This window comes from Labrys sp. WJW (assembly GCF_001676615.1).
Lineage (GTDB): Bacteria > Pseudomonadota > Alphaproteobacteria > Rhizobiales > Labraceae > Labrys > Labrys sedimenti.
Genome location: NZ_LYXZ01000006.1, coordinates 13,903 through 40,169 on the forward strand (window position 1 = coordinate 13,903; position 26,267 = coordinate 40,169).

25 protein-coding genes and 1 pseudogene are annotated in these 26,267 nt (G+C 65.3%); 9 read left to right on the forward strand and 17 right to left on the reverse strand.

Translation table 11 applies throughout. The annotated features are described in order from the left end of the window. Positions 1-52: 52 nt before the first annotated feature. A complete protein-coding gene (locus BA190_RS04510) occupies positions 53-1,051 on the forward strand; it encodes a GlxA family transcriptional regulator (RefSeq protein ID WP_082979449.1) in 999 nt (332 codons plus the stop codon). A gap of 128 nt (positions 1,052-1,179) precedes the next feature. On the opposite strand, the gene BA190_RS04515 is transcribed toward BA190_RS04510, so the two are convergent. From BA190_RS04515 to BA190_RS04530, 4 genes are all read right to left on the reverse strand, one after another. Continuing rightward, on the reverse strand, positions 1,180-1,839 hold the full coding sequence (locus tag BA190_RS04515; RefSeq protein WP_068283234.1) for a DUF1345 domain-containing protein: 660 nt from the start codon (positions 1,837-1,839) through the stop codon (positions 1,180-1,182). Positions 1,840-1,861: 22 nt separating this feature from the next. Further along, positions 1,862-2,773, reverse strand: a complete 912-nt coding sequence (locus tag BA190_RS04520) for a polyprenyl synthetase family protein (protein ID WP_068283237.1) — start codon at positions 2,771-2,773, stop codon at positions 1,862-1,864. Between the two features lie 151 nt (positions 2,774-2,924). Beyond that, positions 2,925-3,650 (reverse strand): acetoacetyl-CoA reductase, encoded by a 726-nt coding sequence (phbB, locus tag BA190_RS04525; protein WP_068283240.1) that lies wholly within the window; start codon positions 3,648-3,650, stop codon positions 2,925-2,927. 350 nt (positions 3,651-4,000) lie between these two features. Further along, a complete protein-coding gene (locus tag BA190_RS04530) occupies positions 4,001-5,173 on the reverse strand; it encodes an acetyl-CoA C-acetyltransferase (RefSeq protein ID WP_068283243.1) in 1,173 nt (390 codons plus the stop codon). 443 nt (positions 5,174-5,616) lie between these two features. Here BA190_RS04530 and phaR point away from each other — a divergent pair, with 443 nt between their 5' ends. After that, on the forward strand, positions 5,617-6,225 hold the full coding sequence (gene phaR / locus BA190_RS04535; protein WP_068283245.1) for a polyhydroxyalkanoate synthesis repressor PhaR: 609 nt from the start codon (positions 5,617-5,619) through the stop codon (positions 6,223-6,225). A 42-nt stretch (positions 6,226-6,267) separates the two neighbouring features. Here the strand turns inward: phaR and BA190_RS04540 are convergent, their stop codons facing one another. The 4 genes from BA190_RS04540 to BA190_RS04555 form a co-directional block, all read right to left on the reverse strand. Next, positions 6,268-7,968 carry an EAL domain-containing protein gene (locus BA190_RS04540; RefSeq protein WP_068283246.1) on the reverse strand — a complete coding sequence of 567 codons (1,701 nt, stop codon included), beginning with the start codon at positions 7,966-7,968 and terminating at the stop codon, positions 6,268-6,270. A gap of 106 nt (positions 7,969-8,074) precedes the next feature. Next, positions 8,075-8,677 (reverse strand): TetR/AcrR family transcriptional regulator, encoded by a 603-nt coding sequence (locus BA190_RS04545; protein ID WP_068283249.1) that lies wholly within the window; start codon positions 8,675-8,677, stop codon positions 8,075-8,077. Positions 8,678-8,695: 18 nt separating this feature from the next. Continuing rightward, positions 8,696-9,874, reverse strand: a complete 1,179-nt coding sequence (gene zapE / locus BA190_RS04550) for a cell division protein ZapE (protein ID WP_245314565.1) — start codon at positions 9,872-9,874, stop codon at positions 8,696-8,698. 163 nt (positions 9,875-10,037) lie between these two features. Continuing rightward, positions 10,038-10,670: a glutathione S-transferase family protein gene (locus BA190_RS04555; RefSeq protein ID WP_068283255.1), complete on the reverse strand. Its 633-nt coding sequence runs from the start codon at positions 10,668-10,670 to the stop codon at positions 10,038-10,040. 198 nt (positions 10,671-10,868) lie between these two features. Here BA190_RS04555 and ykgO point away from each other — a divergent pair, with 198 nt between their 5' ends. The 3 genes from ykgO to BA190_RS04570 all read left to right on the forward strand — a co-directional run bounded on the left by ykgO (position 10,869) and on the right by BA190_RS04570 (position 13,123). Continuing rightward, positions 10,869-10,994: a type B 50S ribosomal protein L36 gene (gene ykgO / locus BA190_RS04560; protein WP_068283257.1), complete on the forward strand. Its 126-nt coding sequence runs from the start codon at positions 10,869-10,871 to the stop codon at positions 10,992-10,994. A 103-nt stretch (positions 10,995-11,097) separates the two neighbouring features. Continuing rightward, positions 11,098-11,655 (forward strand): tetratricopeptide repeat protein, encoded by a 558-nt coding sequence (locus tag BA190_RS04565; RefSeq protein WP_068283260.1) that lies wholly within the window; start codon positions 11,098-11,100, stop codon positions 11,653-11,655. 475 nt (positions 11,656-12,130) lie between these two features. After that, positions 12,131-13,123 (forward strand): alpha/beta fold hydrolase, encoded by a 993-nt coding sequence (locus BA190_RS04570; protein ID WP_068283264.1) that lies wholly within the window; start codon positions 12,131-12,133, stop codon positions 13,121-13,123. A gap of 198 nt (positions 13,124-13,321) precedes the next feature. Here BA190_RS04570 and pyk read toward each other — a convergent pair whose 3' ends face one another. The 3 genes and pseudogenes from pyk to BA190_RS04585 form a co-directional block, all read right to left on the reverse strand. After that, positions 13,322-14,758 carry a pyruvate kinase gene (pyk, locus tag BA190_RS04575; RefSeq protein ID WP_068283267.1) on the reverse strand — a complete coding sequence of 479 codons (1,437 nt, stop codon included), beginning with the start codon at positions 14,756-14,758 and terminating at the stop codon, positions 13,322-13,324. Between the two features lie 494 nt (positions 14,759-15,252). Continuing rightward, positions 15,253-15,822 (reverse strand): annotated as a pseudogene (locus BA190_RS35690) (DUF1036 domain-containing protein); the annotation flags it as partial. Between the two features lie 124 nt (positions 15,823-15,946). Further along, the gene (locus tag BA190_RS04585) at positions 15,947-16,861 is read right to left on the reverse strand and encodes a DMT family transporter (RefSeq protein ID WP_068283271.1); all 915 of its coding nucleotides are present in this window, start codon (positions 16,859-16,861) and stop codon (positions 15,947-15,949) included. Between the two features lie 160 nt (positions 16,862-17,021). Here BA190_RS04585 and BA190_RS04590 point away from each other — a divergent pair, with 160 nt between their 5' ends. Both BA190_RS04590 and BA190_RS04595 read left to right on the forward strand, forming a co-directional pair. Continuing rightward, a complete protein-coding gene (locus BA190_RS04590) occupies positions 17,022-17,813 on the forward strand; it encodes an N-formylglutamate amidohydrolase (protein ID WP_068283274.1) in 792 nt (263 codons plus the stop codon). 92 nt (positions 17,814-17,905) lie between these two features. Continuing rightward, positions 17,906-18,151, forward strand: a complete 246-nt coding sequence (locus BA190_RS04595; RefSeq protein ID WP_068283279.1) for a DUF2312 domain-containing protein — start codon at positions 17,906-17,908, stop codon at positions 18,149-18,151. Between the two features lie 124 nt (positions 18,152-18,275). Here BA190_RS04595 and soxR read toward each other — a convergent pair whose 3' ends face one another. Next, the gene (gene soxR / locus BA190_RS04600; protein WP_068283282.1) at positions 18,276-18,722 is read right to left on the reverse strand and encodes a redox-sensitive transcriptional activator SoxR; all 447 of its coding nucleotides are present in this window, start codon (positions 18,720-18,722) and stop codon (positions 18,276-18,278) included. A gap of 184 nt (positions 18,723-18,906) precedes the next feature. Here soxR and BA190_RS04605 point away from each other — a divergent pair, with 184 nt between their 5' ends. Next, positions 18,907-19,491, forward strand: a complete 585-nt coding sequence (locus BA190_RS04605; protein ID WP_068283286.1) for an NADPH-dependent FMN reductase — start codon at positions 18,907-18,909, stop codon at positions 19,489-19,491. A 6-nt stretch (positions 19,492-19,497) separates the two neighbouring features. On the opposite strand, the gene BA190_RS04610 is transcribed toward BA190_RS04605, so the two are convergent. From BA190_RS04610 to BA190_RS04620, 3 genes are read right to left on the reverse strand one after another with little or no spacing between them, the layout of a single operon-like run. Further along, positions 19,498-19,737: a hypothetical protein gene (locus BA190_RS04610; RefSeq protein ID WP_068283288.1), complete on the reverse strand. Its 240-nt coding sequence runs from the start codon at positions 19,735-19,737 to the stop codon at positions 19,498-19,500. 32 nt (positions 19,738-19,769) lie between these two features. Beyond that, positions 19,770-20,120 carry a DUF3088 domain-containing protein gene (locus BA190_RS04615; protein WP_068283290.1) on the reverse strand — a complete coding sequence of 117 codons (351 nt, stop codon included), beginning with the start codon at positions 20,118-20,120 and terminating at the stop codon, positions 19,770-19,772. A 14-nt stretch (positions 20,121-20,134) separates the two neighbouring features. Beyond that, positions 20,135-21,739 (reverse strand): ABC transporter substrate-binding protein, encoded by a 1,605-nt coding sequence (locus tag BA190_RS04620; RefSeq protein ID WP_068283292.1) that lies wholly within the window; start codon positions 21,737-21,739, stop codon positions 20,135-20,137. 162 nt (positions 21,740-21,901) lie between these two features. Here BA190_RS04620 and BA190_RS04625 point away from each other — a divergent pair, with 162 nt between their 5' ends. Further along, complete coding sequence (locus tag BA190_RS04625; RefSeq protein ID WP_068283295.1) at positions 21,902-22,768, forward strand: sulfurtransferase; 867 nt, start codon at positions 21,902-21,904, stop codon at positions 22,766-22,768. Between the two features lie 305 nt (positions 22,769-23,073). Here the strand turns inward: BA190_RS04625 and BA190_RS04630 are convergent, their stop codons facing one another. Beyond that, complete coding sequence (locus BA190_RS04630) at positions 23,074-25,038, reverse strand: family 2A encapsulin nanocompartment cargo protein cysteine desulfurase (RefSeq protein WP_245314554.1); 1,965 nt, start codon at positions 25,036-25,038, stop codon at positions 23,074-23,076. Between the two features lie 278 nt (positions 25,039-25,316). Continuing rightward, a complete protein-coding gene (locus BA190_RS04635; protein ID WP_068283297.1) occupies positions 25,317-26,264 on the reverse strand; it encodes a family 2A encapsulin nanocompartment shell protein in 948 nt (315 codons plus the stop codon). Between the last annotated feature and the right edge of the window lie 3 nt (positions 26,265-26,267).

Below are 26,267 nucleotides of genomic sequence, written 5' to 3' on the forward strand. Positions count from 1 at the left end.
GTCACGCTTCGTACCGCCGGCCCCCCGGCGGAGGTTCTAGGGAGAATCGCGTATGAATATCCGGCCGGATATCGGCGCCACGCATACCGTCGGCTTTCTGCTCACCCCGAATTTCTCGATGATCGCCTTCGCGGCGGCCGTGGAGGTCCTGCGCCTGACGAACTACGTCACCGGCGCGAAGGCCTTCGCCTGGCGGCTCTATTCGCCGGACGGCCAGCCGATCGAGGCCTCGAACGGCGTGGCATTGGCGGTCGATGGTTCCTATGGCGATGTCGGGCCGATGCCGGAGATCATCGTGTGTTCCGGCATGGATGTGCAGAAATACGATCACGGCCCGCTGATCGCCAAGTTGCGCAAGCTTGCCTTCTACGGCGTCTCGATCGGCGCCGTGTGCACCGGCACCTATATCCTGGCCCGGGCCGGCCTGCTCGACGGCCATCGCTGCGCCATCCACTGGGAAAACTACGACAGCTTCCGTGAGGAATTCCCCGAGATCGACGCCACGCAGGAACTGTTCGAGATCGACCGCAACCGCTTCACCTGCGCTGGCGGCACCGCCTCGATCGACATGATGCTGGCACTGATCACGGCCAAGAAGGGCGCGGTGATCGCGGCCCTCGTCACCGACGAACTCATCCATCACCGCATGCGCGATTCCCATGAGCGCCAGCGCATGGAGCTGCGCGCGCGCCTCGGCGTCTCCCATCCCAAGCTCCTCGCCGTGATCGGCGAGATGGACAAGCGCCTCGAACGCCCGGTCTCCTGCGCCCAGCTCGCCCGCACGGTGCGCCTGTCGCCGCGCCAGCTCGAGCGGCTGTTCCAGCGCTATCTCGACACCACGCCGACCCGCTATTATCTCGAAATGCGCCTCAACCGTGCCCGCCAGTTGCTGCGGCAGACCTCGATGCCGATCCTCTCGGTGGGCCTGGCCTGTGGCTTCGTCTCGGCCTCGCATTTCTCCAAATGCTATTCGGAGCATTTCGACCGCACCCCCTCCGAGGAACGCAAGGGCATGCGGGTCGAACGCAACGTGGCGACGGCCATCGCCTGACCTGCGAAGGCACTCACGGCCATAGCCGCGATGCTGCCAGCATTGTCGACCTCCGCCCGGTCGAGGAATCCGGCGGGCCGGAGGCAGGCCGGCCCGTGATCTATGCAGCCATCACGCCGCCGGGCCCGTCAATTCCCGCCCAGCAGGCCGGCGGCGATGTTGATCGCCAGGGCCAGGATGGTGGCGTTGAAGAAAAACGAGAACACGGCATGCGCGGCGACGATGCGGCGCATCAGCCGCGAGCGCAGATTGGTGTCGGACGTCGCCGAGGAAGCGCCAATCGCCACCGAGAAATAGACGAAATCCCAATAATCCGGCGGCTCGGGATCCCCGCCGAAATCCAGGCTCGACTTACCCGGCTGACCACCGCCATTGTAGTAGATATGGGCATAGTGGATGGCGAAGATGGTATGGATGAAGAACCAGGAACAGACGATGGTCGCCACCATCAGCGGCAGGGACAGGCTGTCTCCGCCGGCATGCTCCTTGGTCGCCTGAAGCTCGAAGATCACCCCGGCAAAGCTGAGGGCCGCGGCCAGCATCGACAGCACCAGGATGATCACTGCCCCTTCGTCGAGGGAATCGGCCTTGTGGGAGAAGCGCCCCGGTGGCAGTCGCGACAGGCTGTAGCTGACGATCACGACGAACAGGATGGTGGCCAGGCACCACCCGGCCAGCAGGCGCTCGAGCCAGGGCAGGCCTGGGATCACGAGGCCGAGCGCCATGCCGGCGACGAGGCTCCGGAGCAGGACCGGCCTGGCAGTCAGTGGACGCAGGAAATGCCTCACCCCGGAAGCCTCGCTTAAGGTCTCACTTGCGCCTGTCCGCGGTAAAGCGGGCGGCAGCACGCAGGACGTCCGCCTCGGCACCAAAACCGGAAAGGGCGGCGAGGGCATCGCCGGTGAGACGCTCGAGTTCGGCCCGCGCCTTCTCCAGGCCCCACAAGCCGACCAGGGTCGCCTTGCCGCGGCCGGCATCTTTGCCGGTGGCCTTGCCGAGTTCCGCGCTGGAGGCCTCGATGTCGAGAATGTCGTCGGCGATCTGGAAGGCCGCGCCCAGAGCGCGTCCATAGGACAGCAGGGTTTGATAGGTTGGCGCATCGGCGCGCCCGATCACCGCCCCCATCTCCACCGCGCACGACAGGATCGCGCCCGTTTTCATCGCCTGGAGCTGGACGATGGCCTGGGCCGAGAGCTCGGATGTGCCTTCGAAACGCCCTTCCGCCGCCAGGTCCAGCATCTGGCCCCCGGCCATGCCCGCGCCGCCGGCGGCCTTGGCCAGCAGGCGCACCAGTTCGGCGCGCATGGCCGCATCAGTGCCGGTGGCGGCATCCGCCAGTGTCTCGAAGGCCAGGGTCTGCAGGGCATCGCCTGCCAGGATGGCCGTAGCCTCGTCATAGGCCAGATGCAGCGTCGGCTTGCCGCGCCGCAATTCATCGTCATCCATCGCCGGCAGATCGTCATGGGCGAGGCTGTAGACATGCACGAGTTCGATCGCAGCGCCGGCGCGCAGGGCCGTGGTCTGGTCGCCCCCCAGCAGGCGGGCGGTTTCGACCACCAGGAAGGGGCGAAGCCGCTTGCCACCGCCCAGGGCGGCATAGCGCATTGCACTCAACAGCCGAGTCGGCACCGGGGGCGTGGTGGCGACGTCGAAGATCGCCACCAGCACATCTTCGATCTCACTGGCGACGGAGGCGAGGCGGTGATGGAAATCGACGGTCATGAACTGCTCATGGAAACTTTCCTCTCCCGGCCCGGGAGAGGATGACGCAAGATTGTCGGGAAGCGGCCTGTGCCGGCTGCGATGATGGAACGCGAAACAAGCCGCCGCGTTCCATCGATCGTCTCGACTGCCACGGACGGGCCGAGCGGCCTCAGGCCAGATACTGCCCGCCATTGATGCTCAGCGTCGAGCCGGTGATGTAGCCGGAATCGTCTGAAGCCAGGAACACCACGGCGCGGGCGATTTCTTCGGGCTGGCCCAGACGCCCGGTCGGGATCAGCGGCAGGATGCGGGTTTCCAGCACCTTGGGGTCGATCGCCTGCACCATCTCGGTGCCGATATAGCCCGGTGCGATCACATTGGCGGTGATGCCCTTGGCCGCCCCTTCCAGGGCCAGTGCCTTGACGAAGCCGATATCGCCCGCCTTGGCGGCTGAATAGTTGACCTGTCCGGCCTGTCCCTTCTGGCCGTTGATCGAGGAGATCACGACCACGCGGCCGAAACCACGGTTGCGCATGCCCTCGATGACCGGACGGGTCATGTTGAACAGGCTGTCGAGATTGGTGCGGATGACGGCGGACCATTGGTCCTTGCTCATCTTGTGGAAGAAGCCGTCGCGGGTGATGCCGGCATTGTTGACCAAGATGTCGACCGGGCCGAGATCCTTCTCCACCTGTGCCACGCCGGCGGCACAGGCATCGAAATCGCCGACGTCCCATTTGTAGGTTGCAATGCCGGTTTCAGCCTTGAACTTGGCCGCTGCCTCGTCATTGCCGGCATAGCTGGCGGCAACCGTGTGGCCAGCCGCCTTGAGCGCCTTGGAGATGGCCGCGCCGATGCCACGCGTTCCGCCGGTGACGATTGCAACTCTGGTCATGGTGCCTCCTTGGTAACGATGGTGTTCTTCATTGGACTAACGTGTTTTGCGATTTGAGGGAGTCACCCGAAATCGCAAATACGCTCCAGCCAATCCGCTGGATTGGCGTGGAGACAGAGAGTTGGAGCAAATAAGCGTTCAGTCATGAGCCCGCTGTGCTCCAGGAAGTCCCGAACCGGTCTTCGCCCCTGAGGACCGGCCCGACACGTACTTCCCCTCCCCTGCACGGGAAGAGGCAGAGACCGAGGGCGTCCCCTGTTCCTCCGGTGGAGGAACCGCCCTTCCATTCAAGCCTCCCGCGGCATGGCGTTCACCAGGCCGCTAGAGGCTTGCGCATCGCCGTGAGCCGATCAGCGTTCGACGGTCAAAGCGATGCCCATGCCGCCGCCGATGCACAGGGTGGCAATGCCCTTCTTGCCGCCGCGGCGGGCGAGCTCATGCAGCAGCGTCACCAGCACGCGGGCGCCGGAGGCACCGATCGGATGGCCGATGGCAATGGCGCCGCCATTAACGTTGACGATGGAGGGGTCCCAGCCCATGTCCTTGTTGACGGCCAGGGCCTGCGCCGCAAACGCCTCGTTGGCTTCGACCAGGTCGAGGTCCTTGACGCTCCAGCCCGCCTTTTCCAGCGCCTTGCGCGAAGCCGGGATCGGCCCCGTGCCCATGATGGCGGGATCGACGCCGGCAGTGGCCCAGGAAGCGATGCGGGCAAGCGGGGTGAGGCCGCGCTTCTCGGCATCCTTGGCACTCATCAGCACCACGGCGGCCGCACCGTCATTGATGCCGGAGGCATTGCCGGCGGTCACCGTGCCGTCCTTGCTGAAGGCCGGACGGAGCTTGGCCATGCCGTCGAGCGTGGCGCCATGGCGAGGATATTCGTCGGCATCCACGATGACGTCGCCCTTGCGGCCGGGCACCGTGATCGCGACGATCTCGTCCTTGAAGCGGCCGGCCTTCTGCGCGGCCTCGGCCTTGTTCTGCGAGGCGACGGCGAAGGCGTCCTGCTCCTCGCGGGTGAGCTGCCAGCGAGCCGCGATGTTCTCGGCGGTCGTGCCCATGTGATAGCCCTGGAAGGCATCGATCAGGCCGTCCTTGAGCATGGAATCCAGGAACTTCACATCGCCCATCTTGGCGCCGGCTCGCAGATGCGCCACATGCGGGGCGAGCGACATCGATTCCTGGCCGCCGGCCACGATGACGGAGGCGTCGCCATTGGCGATCTGCTGCAGGCCGAGGCCGACGGCGCGTAGGCCCGAGCCGCAGAGCTGGTTGAGGCCGAAGGCGGTCTTCTCCTGGGGCACGCCGGCCGCCATCGCTGCCTGGCGGGCCGGATTCTGGCCGCCGCCGGCGCTCAGCACCTGGCCGAGGATGACCTCGTCGACCTCGCCGGCCTCTACCTTAGCGCGGGCCAGCGCTTCCTTGACGGCTGCCGCACCGAGCGTGTGGGCCGGCGTTGCTGCGAAGGCGCCGTTGAAGGAGCCGACCGGCGTGCGCGCGGCGCTGACGATGACGACATCACTCATGGCAATTTCACTCCTCTAGTGTTCCGTTCTGCGACGGCCCGGCGGACCAACTCTTTCAGAAGCAGACTTTCCCTGCTTCATCCTCGCAGGGATGAAGCAGGGAAAGTCTGCGAATCCTCCAAGTCCTTCAGATTGCGGCCGAGCCGATCCACGCCCGCTCAACCACCATCTGCCTGGGCATATGGGACGCTTGGCGCGCCGCCGTCAATGCGCCAGGTGAGTTTACCGCGCTTGCACAAAGATGTTTTCGCGACCGCGAAAAGAGCCTAGATTTGTCAGACCGTGGGGGTGATCATCCTCCCGGAAGAGCGATTCCGGAACGGGGTACCGTCATCGGGCGGGAAGCCGTTGCGGCAACCCGGTAGGTTCGGAATTTCCAGGCTTGTGCAGGCGAGCCCGTTCGGAAATTCTGCAGGGCAGGGACGAGCGTAAGGGGCAGTAGGATGGCGAAAGCTAAAGAGCCGACCACGATCAAGAAATACGCCAACCGGCGCCTCTACAACACGGGTACCTCGACCTATGTCACGCTCGAGGATCTCGGCGCCATGGTCAAGGCCGGCGAGGATTTCGTGGTCCACGATGCCAAGACCAACGAGGACATCACCCGCCAGGTGCTCACCCAGATCATTTTCGAGCAGGAGAGCAAGGGCCAGAACCTGCTACCGATCACCTTCCTGCGCCAGTTGATCCGCTTCTATGGCGACAGCATGCAGGCGCTGGTGCCCAGCTTCCTCGAATTCTCCATCGACAATCTCACGCGAGACCAGCAGAAGCTGCGCGAACAGATGACGCAGCACCTCACCAGCGGCTGGGGCCAGGCGCCCTGGGTCAATGGCGGTTTCGGGGCGCTCGAGGAACAGGCCCGCAACAACATGGCGGCCTTCCAGCGCGCTTTCCGCCTGTTCTCGCCTTTCACCCAGGCCGACGGCGAGGATGTGAAGGAACCGGCTGCAACCGCAACCTCCAAGAGCAGCGACGACCTCGACACGCTCAAGAAGGAACTGGCGGAAATGAAGTCGCGCCTCGACCGTATCAGCGACGAGAAGAAGTAGGCGCCGCTCACCTTCTCCCGAAAGGAGAAGGCAGGTTGCGTCTCACGTCCCGGTCAGCGCCATCGGTGCCTGGCGGCCGGCATCGCGCAGACGCGGCAGCTCCAGCCGGAGCGGGCCTGCCACCGTTCCCATCAGGCGGCTGCAGCCCCAGTTCACCAGCTGGCGGGCGACGATCTCGTCATCCACCCATTCGGCTGCGACATCGAGACCCTGCCGCGCGCCGGTCTCGACGAGGCTGCGCAGCGCGAAACGGCCCTGCGCGACCTGGTCGGCCATTTCGACAAGCACGCCGTTGAGCGTTACCTGGCGGACTTCAAGGAGCTTGAGTTCGGCGAAGCCGAGATGGCCGCCGCCGAAACCGCCAATGCCGAGCCGGGCACCGGAGGCGCGGATCGCCCTGCAGTAACGCCCGTTGTTGGCGAGATCGGCCTTGGCCAGCGCCTCGTCGAGCTCGATGGTCAAGCGCTTGAAACTGTCGCCGGGGCCCCGGCGCGGATCGACGACGACCGGCAGGGGCAGGATCAGCTCGACACCGGGATGGCGGTCGAGCACCATGCCGGCCAGGTCCACCAGCCGCAATGCAAGCCGGCGGACAAGCGCGCGGTCGCAGGTCGGGGTCAGCCAGGCCGGTTGCATGGACTCCGGCTGCAGCGTGGCGGAAGCCGATGTCGCGGCATTGGCAGGCATCCGGATAAAGGCGCGAGCCCGGAAAGCCTGCCGTCCCGAAGACCGGGCCGCCAGCACCGGCTCGAAACCGAGGAAGACGCGGTCTTCGTTGAGGGCCAGCGCCAGGCGCTGCGCCGCGTTCGCCGAAGCGGCCTGGTGATCGCCTTCCGCGAAGATCGCGATACCCCCCGGCGTTTCGCGCTCGCAGCGGTCGAGGGCCTGCTGGGCCGCATGCAAGGCCGTGCCGGCGGTCTCCGCCGAAGGTGCGATGTGGACGGCACCGATCGAGACCGTCGGCCGGACCATGCCGACCTCTGCCTCCACGGTGATACGCTCGACCACCAGCCGGAAGCGTTCCGCCGCCGCCCTGACATCCCCGGCCTGGCAACCGGGCAGCATCACGGCGAACTTGCCGTCCGCAATGCTGGTAAGACTGTCGCCGATGCGCAACACGCTGCGTAATCCGCGCATCACCTGGGCGCAGACGCGATCCGCCACCACGGCGCCGAAAGCACCATGAAGGGCGCCGAGCTGGTCGATGGTCGCCAGGAACAGCCCGGCCTGCCGGCCCGCTGCGCAGGCATCGGCCAGGGCGGCGGCGAAAACACGATCGTGAATGCCGATCACCCCATGGGCGGCGGCCCCGGTCTCGTCTTCCGGGCATTCGGCCACGACACGCACCAAGCCGCGCGCGACCACGGGGCGCCCATTCGGCCCGGCGAACCAGCGTCCACGATCCTCGATCCAGCGCTTCCGGCCAGCCGCATGCGGGCGGTAGCTGTAGCGCAGGCAATAGGGCGTGCCCTCGGCCGTCCCGCCATGCGGGCTCTGGAGAATGGCCTCGTGCCGGCCGCCGGGCCGATCGAGGTCGATCAGGCGGGCGAAGGCCTTGCCATCGGCGATGTCGGCTGCGGCCCGCACGCCGAGCACGGCGGACGCACCTGCCCCCCAGGCGAGGCGGTCAGTCTCCAGGCACCATTCGTAACTAGCCTGGCCGAGGGCGCCGAGAAGGGCGCCGGGATCGAGGGTCGGCTGGTCGACACAAGTGCCGGAGGCCGGCACGGCACTATCATACATGCTTCGCGTCCTGCGCCCGCTGCATTGGGCGTGAAAGGGGGAAGCAAGAACAATGCCGTGGAATGATTAATAGCTCGGAAAGACGGCCCTCGGGGATCGCAGACTCTTACACGCTGCCGGCCACCATGGCGCGAATCACCACGCGCAACAGGCGGGCAAGGCGCTGGTCGAGTTCGAGGCGGTTGGCATCCCGATCCGCGGCGATGGCGGCCGGATCGATGAAGCGGTGCAGGGCATCGCCAAGAAAGGCGATCAGCCTCTCGTTCGAGCGCGCCCGGAAGAGTTCGATGGACCGCCCCTCATCGACGACGCGCTCGATCAGGCTGCGGATGCGGCGGCGATGCTTGCGCACCACGGCGCGGTTCTCGCCGATCGCCGACAACCAGGCTGCATAGAGATTGGGCTCCTGGTCCAGGCGCTCGCGATAGAGCCGCGCCAGCAGCAGCATCAGGCGCTCCAGCTTGTCGTCGGCTGGGTCGGGCGCATCGGCGACCACGGCGAGCTGGGTCTCCACTGCCTTGTGCCAATCGGCGGTGACGGCATCGATCAGCGCGTCCTTGGAGGCGAAATAGCGATAGACCGCAGCATGGCTGACTTGGGCCTCGCGGGCGACGGACACCACGGATGTGCGCTCCAGCCCATGCTTGCGCACGTGATCGGTAGCGATGTCGAGGAGACGCGCGCCGGTCGGTTCGCTCTTGCCGCCCATGTTCCGTCCCCCGCCGGTTCAGCCGTCCACCAGCGAAGTCTTCAACGGCGCCCGGTGGGGCTGAGCCAGATAGGCCTCCGAACGCATTTCGATCAGGCGCGAAATGGTGCGCTGGATTTCGAAGCCCTCGCGCCCTTCCTGATAGGGATAGATCCCGGTTGGCTCCGCCGCGGCGGAGGCTACGAGCTTGGCGCCGCGATCATAGAGGCAGTCGATGACCAGGATGAAACGCTTGGCCTCGTTGCGCTGCTCCTGCTTGAGCACCGGGATGTCGTCGATCAGCAGGGTGTGAAAATGCTCGGCGAGGGCGAGATAGTCGGCCGAGCCCAGGGGTTGGCCGCAGAGTTCGGCGAAGGAAAAACGGGCAACGCCCATGGCGGCTTGCGGCACTTTCAGGGCACGGCCCTTGACGGTCAGCACCAGCGGCAGGCCCTCTTTCCTGCCCGTAAGGCGCTCGAAGGCCGCATCCATCCCGGCGCGGACCTGTGGCCCGCTGCCGACGAGATAGGTCTCCCCGCCGGAAAGCTTCTCGAGGCGATAATCGGTGCGCGCCTCCAGCTTCACCACCTCCATATGCTGCTGCAGCAGGGCGATGAAGGGCAGAAACAGCGCGCGGTTCAGGCCATCCTCATAGAGCCGGTCGGGCACCACATTTGACGTGGCGACCACCACCACCCCATGCGCGAACAGTTGCGTGAACAGGCGGCCGAGGATCATGGCGTCGGCGATGTCGGTGACGGAGAATTCGTCGAAGCACAGGAGCCTGGCTTCCCTGGCCAGCACCTCGGCCACCGGGCCGATCGGATCGTCGCCCTTGACCCGCCCGGCGCGGATCTCGCTGCGGTAATGGAAGATGCGCTCATGCACGTCGTTCATGAACGCATTGAAATGCACGCGGCGATGGCTGATGCCGGCCGGGACCGCTTCATGGAACAGGTCCATCAGCATGGTCTTGCCGCGCCCGACCTCGCCCCAGATATAGAGGCCTTTCGGCGCCGGCTTGGGCTTGGCGCGCCCGAACAGCCAGCCGAAGGCACCGGGCTTGCCCGTCGCCGACATCTCACCCAATCCATCCAGGACGGTCTGCAGGCGGGCGAGGACTGCCTCCTGGGCCGCATCGCGTTCAAGCCCGCCGGCGGCGACGAGGGCAAGGTAGCGGTCGAGCAGGGAAGTCGGGGCGGGTGCGTGCAAGGAAATGTCCCGTATCGTCGGTTTCTATTTGGGCGCTCGGCGGCCTTAACTATCTGACTAATGATGAAAGAGACACCGGCCTTTGTCTTTCCCTGGCTCGACCCGGTTTCGTTGCTTGGGCCTGAATTGCCGGGTCAGGCCCGGCAATGACAAGGACCGGCAGCTTCGATCAGGCCCGGGCCGGTGGGGCATGCGGCACCATCTCATAGGGCGGCTTCCAGCCCGGCATGGCCGCGATGCGGGCGCGCCAGGCCAGGATATTGGGATAAGCCTGGAGCGGCAGCCCCGTCTCTTCTTCGAAGAAGACATAGCCGGCCAGGGACAGGTCAGCGATGGTCAGTCTGTTGCCGACCAGGAAATCCCGACCCGCCAGATGCTTGTCGACGATGGCAAAGGCGCTCTTGGCCCGCCCGCGCAGGAACTCGGTCACCGGGCTCTCGCCGCTCTTCTGCAACCCGACGAGGAAGCGCAGGGTGGCGTAGTAGCTGGTGAATTTGTGGTTGTCGAACAGCATCCAGCGCAGGATCTCGCGCCGTTCGTCGGCATTGTCAGGCCCGAAGCGGCCGGTTTGCTCGGCGAGGTAATCGAGAATCACGCCCGACTGGCTCAGCACCTTGCCGTCATGCAGCAGCACCGGCGCTTCACCCATCTCGTTGACAGCGCGGAAATCGTCGGTGCGGGTCTCGCCATTGAAGAAATCGACCGGCAGGCGCTGCCACGGCGTGCCCGTCAGGGCCAGCATCAGCGCCACCTTGTAGCAATTGCCTGATTCACCGAAGGCGTAGAGCTTGTAGTCGGCCATGCGGATCTCCTCGTCGGGCCAGTCATAGACAATAGAGCCGCGATGGCATAGGCCCGGCACGCAGTTCTGCCGCTCCGCCACGACAATGGCAGCGCCGACCGTGTTGACATCCAGCGCCCTCGTCGCTAGAACCCCGCATCTTTCGAATTTGGGAGCTCTTGCGTCTTCTCGCGTGCTCCAACCTGAGGCACGAGTACCATGAAGATCCGCAATTCGCTCAAGTCGCTGCGCACGCGCCATCGCGACAATCAGCTGGTCCGCCGCAAGGGCCGCGTCTACATCATCAACAAGACCCAGAAGCGCTACAAGGCCCGCCAGGGCTGATTTTGCGCCGAATTATCGGGTCTGCCGCGTTTGAACCCGGCCGCAGCGATGCGGCCGGGTTTTTGTCTTTGAATCCGCCACAATCTCGCGCCAGTATCCAGGCATGAGGATCGCGATTCTGGCCCTGATCGGCATGCTTGCCGCCCCTGCCATCGCCCTGGCCGAAACCCGGCCGGCCGGCGATCCTGCGCTCGACCGGCTCTATGAGCGCCTTGCCAAGGCCCAGTCGGAAAAGGAAGCGGACAATATCGCGCTCGCCATCGAGCGCGTGGAGCTGCGCTCGGGCAGCGATACCACCGACCTCCTGATGGACCGGGCGCTGACGGCGATCAAGGCCTCCAACACCGACAAGGCCATCAAGATCCTGAATGCCGTCATCCATCTCAAGCCCGATTACGCCGAGGCGTGGAACAAGCGCGCCACCGCCTATTATCTGAAAAAGGATTATATGCGCTCGATCGCCGACGTCGCCGAGACACTGCGGCGCAATCCGCGCGAATATGGCGCCTGGAACGGCCTGGCCATGATGCTGGTCGACCTGGGCGACAAGAAGAACGCCTATGAAGCGCTCAAGCATGCTTTGGCGATCAATCCTCACATTGCCGGCGCCCGCAAGATGATGGACGAGCTCAAGCCCGAGGTCGAAGGGCGCGATATCTGATACCAGCCTGCATAAAATTTGACTCACCCATTCGGTCATTGCGAGCGCAGCGAAGCAATCCAGGGACTTGAAGGCATAGAGTTTACGGCTCCTGGATTGCTTCGCTGCGCTCGCAATGACGGATCAGCCTTTATGCATCCTGGTACAAGCTCCGGGACAGAAGCTTCGGCCTGGCCTCGGGAACGGTGCTTGCCAAAGCAGCACACTAGAAGCTCATCGGCGCCAGCTTGGCGATTGCGACATGGCATTGGAGGGTCGATCTCCCCAGCTCCATCAAAGTGATGGAGCGAGATCGACCGTCTTCGCCCACAATCAGGCATAACGTTTTCAAAGATGGTCGATCTGGAGATCGCTCCTCCGTGTTCCTGTGCCATTGCGGCAACGCTGGAAGCTTGCGATCCCGGGACTTTCGAGCTGGTTGCAAAACGGCTAGAAGCATAGTTCCTTCTCGCTTCCCTATGCCGAAAGGCCGCGATTGACCCTCTTTCTGCTCTTCATCGGCATTCTTCTCCTTGCCCATGTGCTCGGAGCCATCCAGGCCACCGCCGTCATCGCCGCCCGCATCGCCGCAGAAAACCCGCCCGAAGGCGCGTTCGCGCCCGTCCCCGGTGGCCGGTTGCACCTGATCGATCTCGGTGCCGGCCATGGCAGCGAGAAGCTGCCGGTGCTGCTCCTGCACGGCGCGACCTCCAATGCCCGCGACATCGTCTATGGCATCGGCGAAGATTTGGCGCGCCAGCGTCGCGTGATTGCAGTGGACCGGCCGGGGCATGGCTGGAGCGACCGGCCGAACGGCCGCGGCGATGCCGCTACCGCGGCCCAGGCCAAGCTGGTGATGGCGGCCCTGGATACGCATGGCGTCGACCGCTTCATCGTCGTCGGCCATTCCCTGGCCGGCTCGCTCGCCACGCTGCTGGCCGTCGAACACAAGGATCGGGTCGCCGGCCTGGTGGTGCTGGCCGGGGCGACCCATCCCTGGCCGGGCGGCATCAACTGGTATTACCGTCTCGCCGCCCTGCCGGTGCTGGGGCGGCTTTTCGTGCACACCGTGATGACCCCGGCCGGCAGCTGGGGCCTGAAGAAGTCGGTCGACGATTCCTTCCGGCCAGGCGAGGCTCCGGCCGATTATGTCCGCAAGGCCAGCGCCGCGCTGGTGTTGCGACCGAACGAGTTCCGCTGGAACGGGCAGGATGTCGCTGCCCTCAAAGCCTGCCTGGTGGCCCAGTCTCCCCGCTATCACGAGATCGCGGTCCCCACGGCCATCGTTGCCGATCCGGCCGATCACGTGGTGTCGACCAGCATCCATGCCGAGGCGCTGCACCGGCAGGTGCAAGGGTCACGCCTGGTCCTGGTTCCCGGTGGCGGTCATCAGATCCACTACACGGCCAAGCAGGTGGTGCTGGAGGAGATCGGTCGTGTCGCCCAGGCCGCCGATGAGCAGGATTCGATGCGACAGGCGGCACAATAGTTCGCCGGCTCTTTATAACAGCCCCGGAATTGTGCCCCCACGAAAGTACCGCCACGCCTGGTGTCGAGCCAGCCGAATCACGACCGGCCACTATGGGATCCAGCCCGAGTTCCCACATTTATGGTCCATGGACTCAAAATATTAGCCGGCAATAGTATTGCCGGCTAATTTCTTAGCAAACCCGTCGTGACAGAGTGGTCAGGCCCCTTCGCCGCCATCGGCGCCGATCACGGCAATGCGCACCATGTTGGTGGCGCCCGGCGTGCCGAAGGGAATGCCGGCCATGATCAGCACGCGTTGGCCGCTCTGCGCGAAACCGTCCTGCGAGGCATGGCGGCAGGCCCGATCGACCATGTCGTTGATGTCGCGGGCATCGTCGGTCAGCACGGCATGCACGCCCCAGACCAGAGCGAGCCGGCGCGCCGTGCCGACATTGGGCGTCAGCGCCAGCAGGGGCTTCTCGGCGCGTTCGCGGGCGATGCGGATGCCTGTCGAGCCCGAGGCCGTCCAGGCGATCAGGGCGGCGAGGTCGAGTGTTTCGGAGATGGTGCGCGCGGCCGCTGCAATGGCGTCGGCACCGGTCTGCTCGGGTTCACTGCGCTGGGCGTTGATGATGGTACGGTGCAGGACGTCGCGCTCCACCTCCTCGGCGATGCGGTTCATGGTCGCGACCGCTTCGCGCGGGAATTCGCCGGCAGCGCTCTCGGCCGAGAGCATCACGGCATCGGCGCCCTCATAAACGGCCGTGGCCACGTCCGACACTTCGGCGCGCGTCGGTACGGGCGAGGTGATCATCGATTCCAGCATCTGGGTCGCCACCACGACCGGCTTGCCGAGCTTGCGCGCGCCGCGCACGATGCGCTTTTGCAGGCCGGGCACCTTTTCGAGCGGCAACTCGACACCGAGGTCGCCGCGCGCCACCATCAGGGCGTCGGACGTCTCGAAGATCTCGTCGAGACGCAGGATCGCCTGGGGCTTTTCGATCTTCGACATCACCAGGGCACGGCCTTGGATGATCTCGCGCGCTTCCAGAATGTCCTCGGGACGCTGCACGAAGGAGAGGGCGACAATGTCGACGCCGGCGCCGAGCCCGGCCTCCAGATCGGCATGGTCCTTCGGCGTCATCGCCGAGACGGCGATCTCGGTATCGGGCAGCGAAACGCCCTTGCGGTTCGACATCTTGCCGCCGACGATCACCTCGGTGACGGCGCGGTCGCCGGTCGCCTCGGTGGTCTTCAACCGCACCTTGCCGTCGTCGAGTAGCAGGGTATGACCGGGCCGCAGGGCCGACAGGATTTCCGGATGAGGCAGGTAGACCCGGCTGGCGTCGCCGGGCGTCGGGTCCGAATCGAGCGTAAAGCTGGTCCCATTGGCCAGTTGCACAGCACCACCGACGAATTCGCCGATCCGCAGCTTGGGGCCCTGGAGGTCGAGCAGGATGCCGATCGGTCGGCCGCATTCCTTCTCGACGTCACGGATCAGGCCGACCATTTCGCGCATGCGGTCATGCGAGGTGTGGCTCATATTGATGCGGAACAGGTCTGCACCGGCGCGAAACAAATGGGCGATCATCTCCCGCGACGACGAGGCAGGACCCAAGGTGGCGAGAATTTTTACTTTTCGCTGGCGTCGCATACGACTGTTTCTTTCTTATCTTGGTTTTTTTGCGCGGATCTCGTGGCGCTGACACAGCGCATCCGCAAGGATGAGATGGCACTCTAGTCCGATTTTCACGCCAGTTAAGTGACATAAATGCCACGCTGGCCCGCTAATTCGCCCAGAGCGTTTGGCGATAGAGCGGAATCACCTCGAACCGCAAAGACGCGTCGAACCAAAGAGCTGGAGCAAAGCGCGTTCAGGCGTGAACGGGCTTTGCTCTAGGGTGCCGAAGGTGGTCGCTCAGGCGGCAGAGGGGGCGCGGGCGTGGCAGGCGTCCCTTCCGCCGGGGGAGCTCCATCGGCACCGGGCTGTGGCGCAGCCGCGTCCTGAGGCGGCTTGTCGGGGGCGGGCGCACTGGGGTTTGGCGGGTTCGACGGCTGCGCGCCTTCCCCGGCGGGTTGCGCCGGCGGGGCGGGAGCTGGCGCATCCTGCGGCGTCATCGGCGACGGCGCGGCGGGCGAGACCACCGGCGGCGTTGTCACGGCCGGCGGATTGGCCGGAGCGGGCGCCGCAACGGAGGCGGGTGGGACAGCCGGTGCCGGTGCAGCCGGAGCCGAAGGCCCTTGCGCGGGAGGCGTGTCGGCCGGAGCGTTCGACTTGGGCTTCGCCCCGTTCTGGGCCTGCTCGGAAAGCTGGACCGTCCAGGCCTTCTGTTCGCTGGTATCGATCTCGAAAAAGCCGGTGCGGTTATAGCCGCGCGCCAGGCAGTTCTCGAAACCGCGAATGGTGAATTCCTTGTCGCGCGAGCACATGAAGGCGTTGCCGCTCCATTCCCCGCCCTGGTCGTAATCGACCGCATAGACATAGTAGAACCGCGCCGCCAGCGGGCCCTTCAGGATGGACTCGCAGCTGCGCGCCGCGACGTTCCACCACCCCTCGGTGAGCCAGCCCTGCTTGTCGCGATAGCCGACGGCGACGCCCACCCGGCTCGACGTATTGTTGCACAGGCGGAAATCGGCCATGGCCGGACTGGCGGCGAGCAACGGCGCCAGACAGATCACGGCGGCAGCGAGCGGGAGGCGGAGAGAGGAAGAGATCATCCGGAGCGATTCGACCTGGAGGCTGTTGTGGACCCTCTTGATATCGTTTCGTTCGGACGCAAGAAAGGCGGCAAGAAGGCGTAAACCACGGTTGCCACCACTGATTTCGGCCTCCGCGCCATTCTCAGGCCGGGCGTGGGCGCGACACCCAGATGCCGGCGATGATGACCAGCCCGCCGAGCGCCTGCAGCAGGGAGACCGGTTCGTCGAGGATCAGCCAGCCGAGCGCTGCCGCCGCCACCGCCTCCAGGAAGATGACCAGCGAGGAGAATACCACCGGCAGCGAGCCGAGCGCGACCGACAGCAGCCCCTGTCCGCCGGCGTGGCTGACCCAGGCGAGAGCAATCAGGACGAGCCAGCCCGTCGCCCCGGCCGGCAGGAAGCGCTGGCCCAGGCTCTGCGTCGCCCATAGCGCCGCCACGGCCAGGATCACCACCGCCACCACCGACATATAGAAAGTGAGCCGCGCCGCGCGGTGGCGCAGCCTTGCTTTCTCCACCGCCAGGAAATAGGCGCCGAAGAAAATTCCCGTCACCCCGGCATAGCCGTCGCCAATGAGGTGGCCCGGGGCAAAACCGAGGGACTGGACGACAAGGGCCAGCCCGCCCAGCAGACACAGGCCGAGGCCGATCAGGGCGGCGCGACTCGCCTTGCGCCGATAGACCAGCCACCCCAGGATCACCACCCACAAGGGCGCCATGGTGGCAAAGAAAGTGGCGTTGGCCACCGTGGTATTGGTGATGGCGAGATGCCAGAAGAAGAGGTCTGCAGCGAAGAACACGCCGGTGACCAGCACCGGCCAGGAGAAGGCCGCGCCGGTGTCCGGCGCATCGGCCTTGTTTTCCTCGATCCGCATCCAGGCATAGAGCACCGGCAGGGCCAGCAGCACGCGGTAGAAGGCGCTGGCGAAGGGCCCGACATCCGTCAGCCGCACAAAGATCGGCGAAATGCCCATCGCCACGGCTCCGACGATCAGTGCGGCGAAAGCAGGCCAGAAGGCGTTTCGCGCCGGGGCCGCTGATTGGACTGCAGAGCTCATCGGGAGTGGTTCCTGGCAGGTCACGCATGCGAACCAGCGTATCCGCATCCGCTCGAATTCGCGGATGGGGAAGATGCATTGGCGGTGGCGCCGGCTCAGGCTCGTCTTTATGCTGCCTCATCCGATCCCACAATATCCGTGCCTTTGGTCAGTATCTCCCTTGCAGTCCGATTTTTCGCCTATCGAAAGGCTGGATGGCCAGCTCGACTCAGGTCTCATCCTGCTCTGCGACCACGCCTCCAACGCCCTGCCCGCCGACTATGGCACGCTCGGCCTGCCGCCGGCGCAGCTCGAACGCCATATCGGCTATGACATCGGAGCGCGGGCGGTCACGCACGCTTTGTCGGCACGGCTGCGGGCCCCTGCCTTGCTCACCCGCTTCTCGCGCCTGCTGATCGACCCCAATCGCGGCGCCGACGACCCCACTTTGGTGATGCGCCTGTCCGACGGCGCCCTGGTGCCCGGCAATGCCCGGGCCGACCATGCCGAGATCGGCAGGCGGATCGAACATTTTCACCGTCCCTATCATCGGGCGATCGGAGAGCTGGTGAACGAGAAGCTCGCCCGCGGCATCGTGCCGGTGCTGTTTTCGGTGCATTCCTTCACGCCGGTCTGGCGCGGGGTGCCGCGCCCCTGGCACGTCACCCTGCTCTGGGACAAGGATCCGCGCATCGCCAGGCCGTTGATCGAGGCCTTCGAGCGCGACCCTGCCCTGGTGGTGGGCGACAACGAGCCCTATGATGGTGCCCTGGAAGGTGACACGCTCCATCAGCACGCCACGTTGCGCGGCCTGCCCCACGCCCTGATCGAATTGCGTCAGGACCTCATCGGCACCCAGGAGGGCGCGGAGGACTGGGCAGACCGCATCGCACGCGCCCTGTCGCCCCTGATCGTCGATCCCGCCATCCGGCGCATCGAGCACTGGGGATCACGTACGCAGACGAAGGTTTGACAGGCACGGGTTCCAGACCCGAGTCGGAAAGGCTTGACCCGACTCGGCTTTATCAGCCACATCCGCCCCCAAATTTGTCTCAGGAGTAAGCAATGACGGACGCAACCTCGGTCGCCGCAGACCAGCTCAAGTCGATCATCGAGCGCATCGAGCGCCTCGAAGAGGACAAGAAGGCGATCGCCGACGACATCAAGGAAGTCTATGGCGAGGCCAAAGCCAACGGCTTCGATGTCACCATCCTGCGCAAGATCGTGTCCCTGCGCAAAAAGCCGGCCGCCGAACGCGCCGAGGAAGATGCCATCCTGGAGCTGTATCTCCAGGCCCTCGGCATGGAGTAAGGGTTCGTCCGTCGACAAACGGATCGACCTGGCTCGACCTTTGCCATTGCCGGGCTTGACCCGGCAATGCAGCTCCTTCCATGCATCGCAAACGGGGCCGCTCGATGCCCGCCGACCTGCTGCCTCAATTGTTGCGCGTCGTCACCCAATAACGGGGCCCGGGCCCAAGACGACCGGCGCGGTCGTCCGGATTGGCGAGCTGGCAGAATTCCAGCGACAGGCAGCCGCAGCTGATGCAGCGCGTGAGGCCGTTCTTCAACCGCTGAAGCTCGGCGATCCTGGCATCGATCCGCTCGGTCCAGGGCTGGGATAATTGCGCCCAATCCTCGCCACCGGGCACGTGATCGCTCGGTAGCCGGGCGAGTTCCTGCCCGATCTCCTCCAATGTCATGCCCAGGCGCTGGGCGAAGACGATGAAGGCAATGCGCCTGAGCGTCGAACGCGGAAAGCGCCGATGCCCAGAGCCGGCGCGTTCGGCCCGGATCAGGCCGCGCTCCTCATAATAGCGCAGGGCCGATGCCGCCACGCCCGATCGACGTGAAATCTGATTGATGGTGAGGGTCGGATCCATACTGGCATCAAAGCACGTTTATCACTTGATCTCAAGTTCACTTGAACTTGTAGAAGAACTCATTGCCTGCATGGAGACTGAGTTCGATGACAATTGGGCCGACCGACCGACACACTGAGCCGCCTGAAATCACGAAATATTCCTATTTTCGCCGCGTGGGGCTGGAAAACCATGGGAGGCCGGCATGAGCAGGCAGCTCCTCCGCCTCGGCCTGATCTATGGCAGCAGCCGCCGAGGCCGCTTCTGCGACACCGTCGGCCCATGGGCTCATTCGCGGATTGTCCAGTCCCGGCAGTTCGACATCGACATCGTCGATCCGCAGCAAATCGATCTTGCGGCATTGCTGCACCAGGAAGACTGCCCGGCGAGACAGGCACTGCGCCGCCGGCTGGCCCACGCCGATTGCTTCGTCCTGGTAACACCGGAATACAATCACGGCTATACGGCAGCCGCCAAGCTGATCATCGATGCGGCCGGCCGCGAATGGGCGGAAAAGCCGATCGCCTTCATTTCCTATGGCGGCATTTCCGGCGGGTTGCGGGCGGTCGAACAATTGAGGCTGGTCTTTGCCGAGCTGCATGCGATCGCCCTGCGCGACAGCGTGAGCCTTGCCAATGCCTGGCGGGCGATCGACGCCGAGGGCCGTTTCATACCCGGCCCCGAGGCCAGCCAAGCCATGGACGTGATGATCGGGCAGCTTCACCGCTGGGCCGGCACGCTCAGGCAGGTCCGGCAGGTGGATGCTGCCATGGCCTCGGCACAAACCTGATAAGCTTCAGCCGTGCCGGAACGGTCCGGCGCCCGCCTGCCGCAACTGCAGCCCGTTGAGGGCGAGCCAGCGCTCGACCTCGAGGGCCGTGACCTGCCCGATGCCACGTTCGGCCAGCAGTTCATCCCACGAATAGGCCGTTGCGATCGCCGTCAGGTTGCGGGCGCGCTGCGCCAGCGTGCGCCCGCCCTTATGAGCATGGCGCCCCTGCAAGAGCTGATCCAGAGCCCGCCGCCTCAAGTGCATGGTTTCACTCCGTCGGTGGTTGAAGGCTGATTTCAGGCGTGCAGGCGCGGAAAGCCGTGCCGCTCGGCCAGAAGTTCGAGAATGCGCTGGGTCGGCTTGACGAAGGCGACCTCCCCGAAGCGCTCCGCGTCGTCGGGAATCGGTCCCTCCGCCAGGATCAAAGCCGGCAGGGACTGGTTGGCCTCACCCAGTTCGGCGATCACCGCCCGGCGCGGCCGGGCGAAGGGTACGCGCTCGATGTCGAGACGGCCGGCGAGTTCCGGAAAGCTCGCCAGCACTCCTTCGATCTGGTTGCTGTACGGGCAGACGAAACGCTGGCCCGGATGGTTGGGATCCTCGAATCCGGGTTCGAGCAGAAAGAGCTTGTCACGGCTGCGGGCCATGTCCCGATCTCCGGTCAGTTGGTATCAGCCCGCACCGCGGCAGGGCGCTTCTCGACGCGATCGTAGAACACATCGCCATTGGGGCTCTGGAAATAGCCGGTGACGCCCTTGGCGAGCACGATCTGATCGCTGTCCTGCAGGATCACGACATAGGGCGAGCTCTTCTGGATCTTGCGCTGCAGCTCCTGATAGAGGGCCGCGCGCCTGGCCGGATCCTGCTCCTTGACGGCGGCAGCCGTCTCGTCGCTGAGTTCGGGGATCACCCAGCCCGCCTGCTTGGCGATGGTGTTATGCTTGTTGTCGCGGTTGACCGCGAAGGCGCTGGCATTGGAATGCGGGTCGAAATAGTCCGGCCCCCAATAGCGCAAGGTCACCTCGTATTGGCCGGAACGCGCCTTGGCGAAGATCTCGCTGCTCACGCCCGGCTGGATGTCGAGCGTGAGGCCGGCCTGGCCGAAGCTCTGCTGCAGGGACTGGGCAATGGTGAGAAAGAGCGGCTCGTTGAAGACGGGGAAACCGATCCTGGTCGGGCCGATGCCGGCATCCGCCAGGATCTTCCTGGCCTTGGCGACATCGAGCTTGTAGGGGGTATCGCTCAAGGCCCCCGGGAACCCAGCCGGCAGGAAGGCCTGGTGCACGCGATATTGCCCGCGCAAGAGGTTCCTGGCGATGCCCTCATAGTCGACGAGATAACGCGCCGCTTCCCAAAAGGCCGGATTGCCGAGGGTCGGATTGGCCTTGGTGTTGATCAGGAGATATTCGAGCCGCGCCGAGGGCGTCGCATAGATGCTGATCTGGCTCTTGTCCCTGAGTGTCTCGATCTGGTCCGTGCCAAGGCCCCGGGCGATGTCGACATCGCCCTGTTCGACCAGCAGGCGGCGGGCTGCCGGATCGGGCACATTGCGGAAGACGAGGCCTTGCAGCTTGGGTGCACCGCCCGGCGAAGTCGGGTTGGCATCCAGTACCAATGCCTCATGCGCGGTATAGGCATTGATCTTGAAAGCACCACTGCCGGCCGAATGCGACTTCAGCCAGCCATTGCCGAAATCGCCATCCCTCGCCTGTGGTGCCAGCACAGCCTCGTCGAGCACCGAGGCCACGTTGGCCGTGAGGATGGCCAGCACGAAGGACGGGCCGACATCGGCCTGCCAGCGCAGCCTGACCCTACCGTCGTCGATCTTGCTGATGGCGCCGTCGACATTGTCGGCGGTCCAGCCGAGTTCGTTCATGATGAAGGCGGGCGCCTTGTTGAGTTTCACAGCCCGCGAGAAGGAGAAGATCACGTCCTCCGGCCGGACGGGATTGCCCGAAGCGAATTTGGCGTCCTTTGCCAGGGTAAAGGTCAGGCTCTTGCCGTCGGCGCCCGCTTCCCAGCTCGAGGCCAGGGCCGGCTTGATCGCGGCGCTCTCATCGCGATCGGCCTGCACTAGGCGTTGATAGAGCGCGTTGGCCACCTGCCCCGTCGTCGACTCGAAGGCCTCCGCCGGATCGAAGCTGGTGACGTCGTCGATGGATTGCGCCACCACGGCGATCCCCGGCGGCGTTTCCGCCCTTGCCGCGGGCGCCTGCAGCGCGAAAGCGAGTGCCGTAAAGCCGAGAAGTCCGATCTTATGTCGCATGCCGCCTGCTCCGAATTTCAAGGGAAAGACGCGTCTTTCGATCGATATGGCGGAATAATGACAGGGAACCGGGCTTGGTCAAGATTATTATATAAAAATTATGGACTAAGTGTATTTATGAATTAAGCTCGCCTTCCGGACACTCCTGCAACGAGGCAAGCGATGACGACACCGGCTTCCCCATCCCTGGTTACGGCTGACTGGCTTCTCGAAAATCTGGGCAATCCCAAGGTGCGGATCTTCGAGGTCAGCGTCGATCCCACCGTCTATGAGCGCGGCCATATACCGGGGGCGGTCAATCTCGATTGGCACCGGGACCTGGTCGACACCGTCAACCGGGACATCGCCTCACGCGAGAAGCTGCAGGACACCCTGCGCAAGGCCGGCGTCGAGGACGACACCACCGTGATCGTCTATGGCGACAACAACAATTGGTTCGCCGCCTGGGGCGTATGGGTGCTCGATGTCTACGGCTTCGGCGACCGCGCCAAGCTGGTGGATGGCGGCCGCAAGCTCTGGGAGGCTCGCGGCCTCGCCCTCACCGCCGACATACCCGATTTCGCGGCTTCCACGCTGACGCTGCCCGATCGCAACGAGAGCCTGCGCGCCCGGCTTCCCGACGTGCTCGGCTTTGCCCAGGGCAAGGTGGATGGCGCGCTGGTCGACATCCGCTCACCGGACGAATATGCCGGCAAGATCTTCGCTCCCGAGGGCGTGAAGGAACTCGCGATCCGGGCCGGCCATGTGCCCGGCGCCGAAAACGTGCCCTGGGCCACCATCGTCAACGAGGACGGCACCTACAAGCCCGTCGAGGAAATCCGCGGCATCTACGCGGCCAAGGGCATCGACGGAACCAAGCCGATCATCACCTATTGCCGCATCGGCGAGCGCTCGAGCCATAGCTGGTTCGCCCTCAAGCGCCTCCTCGGCTATGACGCCCGCAACTATGACGGCTCCTGGACCGAATATGGCAATGCCGTCGGCGTTCCCGTCGACAATCCGTCGGGCACGATCTGGCTGGGCAAGTAGGGGCGCCAGCTCCTTCACCCTCTATCCCTCTCCCGACCCGACTCACATATCTGGCGATTTCAATATAGGGCGTGGGAATCCTTCCCCGACGTCGGGGAAGGTGTCGCCGCGTAGCGGCGACGGAAGGGGGAAAGTGGCGCCAGGCGGCCAGAACATGGCCAGGTTTCACCACTTTACCCCACCCGAGCCGGCTTCGCCGGCCCATCCTCCCCGACGTCGGTGAGGGATTCCCGCGCTTTACCTGTCTTGGTTGAGATGTGTGAATGCGATAGCCCCTTGCGGAAGAGGGGCGAGGGAAGCTCCCCCTACAAATACCCCCGCCCGCTCTGGATCCTTCTCAGAGCCGCGACCAGCGCGTCGACATCTTCATACGTATTGTAGAAGGCGAGCGAGGGGCGCACCGTGCTTTCCAGGCCGAAGCGGCGCAGGATCGGCTGGGCACAGTGATGGCCGGCGCGTACCGCGATGCCCTCGCGGTCGAGCGCCACGCCGACATCCTGGGTCCGGCAGCCGTCGAGCACGAAGGAGAGCACGCTCGCCTTGTCCCTGGCGGTGCCGATCAGCTTGAGGCCGGGCACGGTGAGCATGTGCTCGGTGGCGTAGACCAGGAGCTCGTGCTCGTAGCGGCCGATCACATCCATGCCGATCGTCTCGACATAGTCGAGCGCCGCGCCGAGCCCGACCGCATCCGCGATATTGCCGGTGCCGGCCTCGAAGCGCTCGGGCGGGCCGTGATAGATCGTCTTCTCGAAGGTGACGTCGGCGATCATGTTGCCGCCGCCCTGCCAGGGCGGCAGATGGGCGAGCACGTCGGGCTTGCCATGCACCACGCCGATACCGGTCGGCCCGAACACCTTATGTCCCGAGAACACGAAGAAATCGGCATCGAGCGCCTGCACGTCGGTGCGCATATGCGAGACCGACTGGGCGCCGTCGACAACCACCGTGGCGCCGTGGCGCTTGGCGATGGCCACCATCTCCCGCGTCGGCGTCACGGTGCCGAGCGCATTGGAGACCTGTGTGATCGAGACGATGCGCGTGCGCGGATTGATGAGCTTTTCATACTCCTCGAGGATCACCTGGCCGGTATCGTCGACCGGTGCGACGCGCAGCCTGGCGCCCTTCTCGGCGGCCAGCATCTGCCAGGGCACGATATTGGCATGGTGCTCCAGCCAGGTGATCAGGATCTCGTCGCCTTCCCCGACATGGCGGCGGCCATAAGCCTGCGCGATCAGGTTGATGCCTTCGGTGGTGCCGCGCACGAAGATGATGTCGCGCGTCGAGCCGGCATTGAGGAAGCGCCGCACCTTCTCGCGCGCGCCTTCATAGGCATCCGTGGCCCGGGCGGCCAGCGCATGGGCGGCGCGGTGGATGTTGGAATTCTCATGCTCGTAGAAATGGCTGAGGCGATCGATCACTGCCTGCGGCTTCTGGGTCGTCGCCGCATTGTCGAGCCAGATCAGCGGCTTGCCATGCACCTGGGTCTGCAGGATCGGAAAATCGCGCTTGACCGAGTTTGCGTCGAAAGGGCGGCCCGACGAGGCGAGGTCCGGCACGGCATCGGGACGCAGTTCCAGGGAGAGAGCGCTGAAATCGAACAGGCGCGGCGCGGCCGGTACGGCAGGCGGTGCCGCCTGCGCGGGGGAGGACGCGACCGTCGGGATCTGCGGCGCCGTGGGTATCACCGGCTGCGCGGCCGACGGGGCGGATTGCGACGAGGGCGCGAGGGATTGCCCGTCGCGCAGGAAGTAATAGCCATCCTGCGAAGGCTGGGCGATCGAGCCGGGAACCGAAGCCGTGGACGGCGCCTGCAGGGGCGCTGCTGCGGCCACGTCGGGACGCAGCAGCGAGAGGAACTCGGCGATGCCGGCCGGCAACACCGAGAAGTCGAGTTGGGTGGGCACGGCAGGCACGAAGGGACCTGCGGAGCCGCCGGGCTGCGGTACATCCGAGGGAATGGCCGAGGCGCCCGACAGTGGCTGCGGCGCGGTGGCCGGCGCGATCGGGATGGTCGGCGTCGGCACGATCGAGGGAATGGTCACCGGCGGCAGGTCGGGCGGGCCGACAGGCGGGCGGGCCGGCACCTGCGGGGCGACACTGGTGGTGATGGAAGGCGCCGGCGCCAAAGTCGGACTCGGCGGAACCGCCGGCACGGTCGGCGCCAGCGGCACGGTACCCTGGCTAGGCGGCGCCTGGAACAAGGCGTTGGCGAGATCGGCCAGCACCGCCGGATCCGGCCAGGACGGGGTCGAGGAAAGGCCTGTCGTCATCGAGCGGGAGCTCCTTGGAGACGTCCGCCGGACGGTGCCGGGGATCATCATGGCATACGGTGGGAATCGGATCAGCAGCGCTCTTCTGCAAGGTCAGAGTCGCCCCTCACCCTTACCCTCTCCCCACAGGTGCGGGGCGAGGGAGACGGTGACGTCGCATCTTATCCAGCACGCTCAGCGCCTCGCCTAGTTGACGCCACACTCGGCGCCCCCTCGCCCCGTTCTTACGGGGAGAGGGTAAGGGTGAGGGGCGGCGCGCCCTGTCGGATCAACCCCACTCAGACATATTTGTCGGGATAGTCGTGGTACTTCCCGACCTCGACCCCCTCGAGTACCGCCAGCGCATCATGGGTGAGGATGGCCGAGGAGCAATAGAGCGAGATCAGGTAGGAGGCGATGGCCTTGCGGTTGATGCCCATGAAGCGCACCGACAGGCTGGGCTGCACCTCGCCGGGGACACCCGGCTGGAACAGGCCGATGACGCCCTGCTTCTTCTCGCCGGTGCGTAGCAGCAGGATGTTGCTCTTGCCCTTGGCGTCGACCTCCAGCTTGTCGCTCGGCACCAGCGGCAGGCCGCGCCAGGTCAGGAAGGGCGTGCCGAACAAGGTGACGGTCGGCGGCGGCACGCCGCGGCGGGTGCATTCGCGGCCGAAGGCGGCGATGGCGCGCGGATGCGCCAGGAAGAAGGAGGGTTCCTTCCAGACCTTGGTGATCAGTTCGTCCAGATCGTCGGGCGTGGGAGCGCCGGTACGGGTCTTGATGCGCTGGCCGGCCTGCGCATTGGGCAGGAGGCCATATTCCTTGTTGTTGACCAGTTCGTTCTCCTGCTTCTCCTTCACCTTCTCGATGAGGAGCCTAAGCTGTTCCTGGATCTGGTCGTAAGGATGGCTGTAGAGGTCGGAGACGCGGGTCTGCACGTCGAGCACCGTGGTGACGGCATTGAGCGAGTATTCGCGTGGCGCCTCCTCATAATCCACGAAGGTCTCCGGCAGGTCCGGATCCTGGTCGCGTCGGGGAGAGCATTCGACCTCGGCGCTGATGTCGCCCTGGTCTTCCTTGACCCGGTTCAGGCGATAGATGCCGGCCTCGACGGGCGTCCAGGGCAGAAAGGAAACCAGCCAGCGCGGCGTGATGCCGGACCACTGGGCCCTGGTCTTGGTGGCATTGGCAAGCTGCCTTGCCGCCGCCTCGTTCAATGTCCGGCGGACGGCGGGTTCATCGGCCATACG

Excerpts from the sequence above, each read along its gene's own strand:
- BA190_RS04530 (WP_068283243.1), bottom strand. The coding sequence starts at position 5,173 with ATGAGTGATGTCGTCATCGTCAGCGCCGCGCGCACGCCGGTCGGCTCC.
- pyk (WP_068283267.1), bottom strand. The coding sequence starts at position 14,758 with ATGCGACGCCAGCGAAAAGTAAAAATTCTCGCCACCTTGGGTCCTGCC.
- BA190_RS04555 (WP_068283255.1), bottom strand. The coding sequence starts at position 10,670 with ATGGCCGACTACAAGCTCTACGCCTTCGGTGAATCAGGCAATTGCTAC.
- BA190_RS04620 (WP_068283292.1), bottom strand. The coding sequence starts at position 21,739 with ATGCGACATAAGATCGGACTTCTCGGCTTTACGGCACTCGCTTTCGCG.
- BA190_RS04510 (WP_082979449.1), top strand. The coding sequence starts at position 53 with ATGAATATCCGGCCGGATATCGGCGCCACGCATACCGTCGGCTTTCTG.
- BA190_RS04545 (WP_068283249.1), bottom strand. The coding sequence starts at position 8,677 with ATGGGCGGCAAGAGCGAACCGACCGGCGCGCGTCTCCTCGACATCGCT.
- ykgO (WP_068283257.1), top strand. The coding sequence starts at position 10,869 with ATGAAGATCCGCAATTCGCTCAAGTCGCTGCGCACGCGCCATCGCGAC.
- BA190_RS04585 (WP_068283271.1), bottom strand. The coding sequence starts at position 16,861 with ATGAGCTCTGCAGTCCAATCAGCGGCCCCGGCGCGAAACGCCTTCTGG.
- BA190_RS04565 (WP_068283260.1), top strand. The coding sequence starts at position 11,098 with ATGAGGATCGCGATTCTGGCCCTGATCGGCATGCTTGCCGCCCCTGCC.
- BA190_RS04615 (WP_068283290.1), bottom strand. The coding sequence starts at position 20,120 with ATGGCCCGCAGCCGTGACAAGCTCTTTCTGCTCGAACCCGGATTCGAG.
- BA190_RS04605 (WP_068283286.1), top strand. The coding sequence starts at position 18,907 with ATGAGCAGGCAGCTCCTCCGCCTCGGCCTGATCTATGGCAGCAGCCGC.
- BA190_RS04520 (WP_068283237.1), bottom strand. The coding sequence starts at position 2,773 with ATGACCGTCGATTTCCATCACCGCCTCGCCTCCGTCGCCAGTGAGATC.
- soxR (WP_068283282.1), bottom strand. The coding sequence starts at position 18,722 with ATGGATCCGACCCTCACCATCAATCAGATTTCACGTCGATCGGGCGTG.
- BA190_RS04635 (WP_068283297.1), bottom strand. The coding sequence starts at position 26,264 with ATGGCCGATGAACCCGCCGTCCGCCGGACATTGAACGAGGCGGCGGCA.
- BA190_RS04630 (WP_245314554.1), bottom strand. The coding sequence starts at position 25,038 with ATGACGACAGGCCTTTCCTCGACCCCGTCCTGGCCGGATCCGGCGGTG.
- phaR (WP_068283245.1), top strand. The coding sequence starts at position 5,617 with ATGGCGAAAGCTAAAGAGCCGACCACGATCAAGAAATACGCCAACCGG.
- BA190_RS04595 (WP_068283279.1), top strand. The coding sequence starts at position 17,906 with ATGACGGACGCAACCTCGGTCGCCGCAGACCAGCTCAAGTCGATCATC.
- BA190_RS04540 (WP_068283246.1), bottom strand. The coding sequence starts at position 7,968 with ATGTATGATAGTGCCGTGCCGGCCTCCGGCACTTGTGTCGACCAGCCG.
- BA190_RS04625 (WP_068283295.1), top strand. The coding sequence starts at position 21,902 with ATGACGACACCGGCTTCCCCATCCCTGGTTACGGCTGACTGGCTTCTC.
- BA190_RS04610 (WP_068283288.1), bottom strand. The coding sequence starts at position 19,737 with ATGCACTTGAGGCGGCGGGCTCTGGATCAGCTCTTGCAGGGGCGCCAT.
- phbB (WP_068283240.1), bottom strand. The coding sequence starts at position 3,650 with ATGACCAGAGTTGCAATCGTCACCGGCGGAACGCGTGGCATCGGCGCG.